This is a genomic window from uncultured Nitratireductor sp. (assembly GCF_913053745.1).
Taxonomy (GTDB): Bacteria; Pseudomonadota; Alphaproteobacteria; order Rhizobiales; family Rhizobiaceae; genus Nitratireductor.
In genome coordinates this window covers 1-4088 of sequence record NZ_CAJXGF010000234.1, presented here as the reverse complement: position 1 = coordinate 4088, position 4088 = coordinate 1, and the positions used below count along the sequence as shown (strand labels likewise).

Sequence of the window (4088 nt, the reverse complement as noted above, 5' to 3'; positions counted from 1 at the left end):
CATTCGCGGCCGGAAGAATGCGGAAGACTTGCTCGACGCCGTGCCGGACACCGAACGCAGCGCAGGCTATACCTTCGCCCGAACGCGGTTCCTGCGCCGCGCCGGCCGCTTCGAGGAGGCGGCGGAGCTGATGCTCACCGCACCGAGGGACGCAAACAGTCTGATCGATCCAGACGAATGGTGGGTGGAGCGGCGCGTGCTTTCACGCGAACTTCTGGACATCGGCGACGCCGAGACGGCCTACCGGGTTGCCGCCGCCCATTCCGCCGAAAGCCCGTCACGCGCGGCCGATGCCGAATTCCATGCCGGCTGGTATGCGTTGCGCTTCCTGAAGAATCCCGAGGCGGCGGCACGGCATTTCGCCCGTATCGCCGAAATCGCCGAGGGACCGATTTCGAGTGCGCGCGCGAACTACTGGCTGGGGCGGACGGCGGGATCCGGCGGACCAGGCGATGCAACCGCCTATTATGAAAAAGCCGCGCGCCTCGGCGCCACGTTTTACGGGCAGTTGGCCACGGCCAAGCTGGATCGTACAACGCTTGCCGCCGAAGCGCCGGAACCAGACGACGACGACCGGCGGCGCTTCTTTGCACGCGAGATGGTGCGGGCGATCCGAAGCCTGGAGGGCACGAACCATCTATGGCGCGCCGGCAGCCTTTACCGCAAACTGGCGCAGGAACTGCAAAAGCCCGGCGAGTTGAGCCTTCTGGCCGATATGGCCGAAGCGCGCGGCGACTACACGACCGCGTTGCGGGTCGGCAAGATCGCCGCAAGCCGGGGCCTCGATATCGGCGCTCTGGCGCATCCCGTGGGCGCCATTCCCGCTGCGGCCTCCATCCCCTCCGCCCGCCAGGCACTCGCCTATGCGGTGGCACGCCAGGAGACGGAATTCAACGCCGCGGCCGTCTCCCCCGCTGGCGCGCGCGGCCTGTTGCAGCTCATGCCGGCCACCGCGCGAGAAATGGCCCGCAAGAGCGGCCTGCCCTATTCGCGCGCGCGCCTGACGACGGACCCGACATACAATGTGACCCTGGGCGCCGCTTATCTGGAGGAGCAACTGGGAAGATTCGACGGCTCTTATATTCTGACGTTCGCAGGCTACAATGCAGGCCCGAGCCGCGCTTCGGAATGGATGGAACGCTATGGCGATCCGCGCGGAAAGCCGGTGGAAGAGATCGTCGACTGGATCGAACGCATTCCCTATTCGGAGCCCCGCAACTATGTTCAAAGGGTGATGGAGAACCTGCAGGTCTACAAGATGCGTCTCACCGGCCGGTTCGACATCGTCACGGATCTTGCGGCCGGAAGCTGAACGGTTGCTTTACGCTATGCCGTGAGACGTAGAAAAAGCCGATACGAGACGTCTTGGGGGTGATGGTGTGCCTGAAAGCGGTTTTCGCAGTGTCTTTTATTCCGCGCAAGACGGATTGCGGCTGCATGCACGCATCTATGGCGACGCCAATCCCGGCCTGCCGGTGGTTTGCCTGCCGGGCCTGACCCGCAACGCACGCGATTTCCACGCCCTCGCCACGCAGTTGTCAACCGAAGCCCGGGTGCCCCGCAAGGTGATCGCTTTCGATTATCGCGGGCGCGGTCTGTCCGATTACGATCCCGACTGGCAGCGCTACGAGGTGTCTGTGGAAGCCGCCGACATCGTCACGGGACTTGCCGTTCTGGGCGTGGAGCACGCCGCCTTCATCGGCACCTCGCGCGGCGGGCTGATCGTCATGGCTCTTGCCGCGTCGCGGCCGGCCTTGCTCAAGGCGGTGGTTCTCAACGATGTCGGCCCGGTGATCGAGGGAGATGGTCTTGCCCAGATCCGCGCCTATCTGCAGCGTGCCCCCAAGCCCTCCGCGCTCGCGCAAGCCGTCGAGATACAGAAGGCCATTCACGCAGACGCCTTTCCCGCCCTGGGCGAAGACGACTGGCACCGCTTCGCGAAAGCGCTTTATAAGGATGAGAATGGGCGCCTGAGAGCCGATTTCGACCCCAAGCTTCTGAAACCGTTGAAGGCCATCGATCTCGACCGCCCCCTTCCTGCGCTCTGGCCGCTTTTCGAGGGGCTGGGCGGGATTCCGGTTCTGGCCATTCGCGGCGAAAACTCCCGCCTTCTTTCCGCTCGAACGCTTGAGGAGATGGCCTCCCGCCATCCCAGGATGGAGAGAATCGTGGTTTCCGGCCAGGGCCACGCCCCGCTTCTGGAGACGGGAACATTGCCCCGGCAGATCGCAACCTTCATCGATCGTGCCGGGAAAGCGCACCGCGGCTGACCCGGACAGCCCGCATTTTCGGCGTGGCCGAACCGTCTAACCTTGCTTGGCGGCCAAAGCGCAACGCTCCAGGACGCCGACGCATGGATCGAGATCGCCCGTCGCCAGATGCGCATAGCGCATGGTCATGGTCAGCGTCTGGTGTCCCAGCCACATCTGCACGCGGCGCAGATCGATGCCGCCCTGCACGAGACGCGAGGCGCAGGTGTGGCGCAACACGTGCGGCACCACTTGGGTATCCTGCGACAATCCCACTTCGGCCTTGGCCTCGTTCCAGATCGCCCGGTACTGCGCCTGCCGCAGCATGGCGAACGGACCTGTTTCGGCGTTTTTCGGAACGTCGGCGACATCCTGCGCGCGTTTGGTCAACGGCACGGATCGCGCGCGCGCCGATTTGGTGATCCAGAAGCTCGACCGTCCGTCGCGAACGTCGTTCCAGGTCAAGCCGATGGCTTCGCCGAGACGGCAGCCCGTATCGACCAGAAAAACCGAAAGCCGCCACGCATCCTCGCTGCGCCGGCGGATCGCGGCGAACAGCATCTCTTCCTCACTGCAAGAGAGGAAGCGAATGCGTCCGGATCGTTCCTTCTGGCGCCGAAATTCCGGCAGGTTGTGAATATCACCCATCTTATGCGCTTTCCGCAGAAGCTTGCTCAGCGCGGCCATCTTCCGATTGATGGTCGCATTGCTGTTTCCGCGGGCGCGCAGTTTGCCGATCAGTTCATCGAGCAGACTCTGCTCGAACGCACTGAATCGTTTCCCCATCAACAGCTCGTCGAGCTCGCCGATGAAGAAGGTGACATTGTATTTATGCGTGCCAGGCTCCCAAAGTATGTCTCCATACTTTGCGAAGAGTTCTTTTAAACTGTACTCAGAAACGAGCCGCAAATGCTCGCCGCCGAACGTTACGGAATAGCGAGACCCCGGAAGGGTCCACCCGTTTTCAGGACTGTTGACCGCCCCCATGTCAGGTCACGTCCCGGGCGTCTATATAATTTGTAAAGTCGGCTAATTTCTGAGTTGTGAACCACCCCTTCGAGATAAAAATCCCCGAATTCCCCAAGCTATTTATATCCCCAACGAAGGAAAATAGCACTCGCGACTTAGGCCAGTCCAGGAAAAAATCCATTTTTTTCACTTACTTATGTTCCCGCCCTGATGAGCCCCTGACGGCGGGTAATGGCTTCTCCTTCTTGGAGGTTGGAAATGATTGACGAACTCGCCCTTGAGAGAGCCTGACCGAAGACCTCGCTAAACCCTGTCACCCAAAAGCACTCGCGCCCGTTTGGCGCCCGCTACCGGCGATGTCTTCAAAGCCAAAACCCGGCAGATTTCTCCGCCGGGTTCCGTAAGCGTTACACGGACTTCTTAGAAGTCGCGCTGGAAGCGCAGGAAGCCGTGGAACTGATCGGCATCGCCAACCGACGTGTCGAACTGGGTGTAGTTGACGGCGAGCTTCGCGTTGAAGTTCTCGACGATCTCGTAGTCGATGGTCGTACCGACGTTCCAGGCGTCGATGTCGCCGCCGACGAGAACCGTTCCCAGACCGTGACCGACATTGCTGTAGTAAGCACCGCCGATTGCGGCGGTCAGCTTCGGCGTGGCCTTGAAGCCAAGAACACCGGCAAGCGACCATTCGGCACCCGGATTGATCGGCAGGCCCGAAACGATGCCGTCGAGCGGGTTGGCCGAGTAGAAGCTGATGCCGCTTTCGTACTGAGCCAGCGCCTCGATGAAGAAACGGTCGGTCAGGTTCGCCTTGACGATACCCTTGATCGCGAATTCTTCAGCCGTTGCGTCGTAGGCGGCATAGAGGTC

4 protein-coding genes are annotated in these 4088 nt (G+C 61.8%); 2 read left to right on the top strand and 2 right to left on the bottom strand.

Features of this window, described 5'->3' with window-relative positions; genetic code table 11:
• Both QZ638_RS22650 and QZ638_RS22645 read left to right on the top strand, forming a co-directional pair.
• The coding region (locus tag QZ638_RS22650) for a lytic transglycosylase domain-containing protein (protein ID WP_295814884.1) at nucleotides 1–1312 on the top strand (1312 nt) is incomplete at its 5' end.
• A 67-nt stretch (nucleotides 1313–1379) separates the two neighbouring features.
• Nucleotides 1380–2270, top strand: a complete 891-nt coding sequence (locus tag QZ638_RS22645) for an alpha/beta hydrolase (protein WP_295814883.1) — start codon at nucleotides 1380–1382, stop codon at nucleotides 2268–2270.
• A gap of 36 nt (nucleotides 2271–2306) precedes the next feature.
• On the opposite strand, the gene QZ638_RS22640 is transcribed toward QZ638_RS22645, so the two are convergent.
• Both QZ638_RS22640 and QZ638_RS22635 read right to left on the bottom strand, forming a co-directional pair.
• Nucleotides 2307–3236 (bottom strand): site-specific integrase, encoded by a 930-nt coding sequence (locus QZ638_RS22640; protein WP_295814882.1) that lies wholly within the window; start codon nucleotides 3234–3236, stop codon nucleotides 2307–2309.
• Between the two features lie 402 nt (nucleotides 3237–3638).
• Nucleotides 3639–4088: porin (locus QZ638_RS22635; RefSeq protein WP_295814877.1), on the bottom strand; the 450-nt coding region annotated here is incomplete at its 5' end.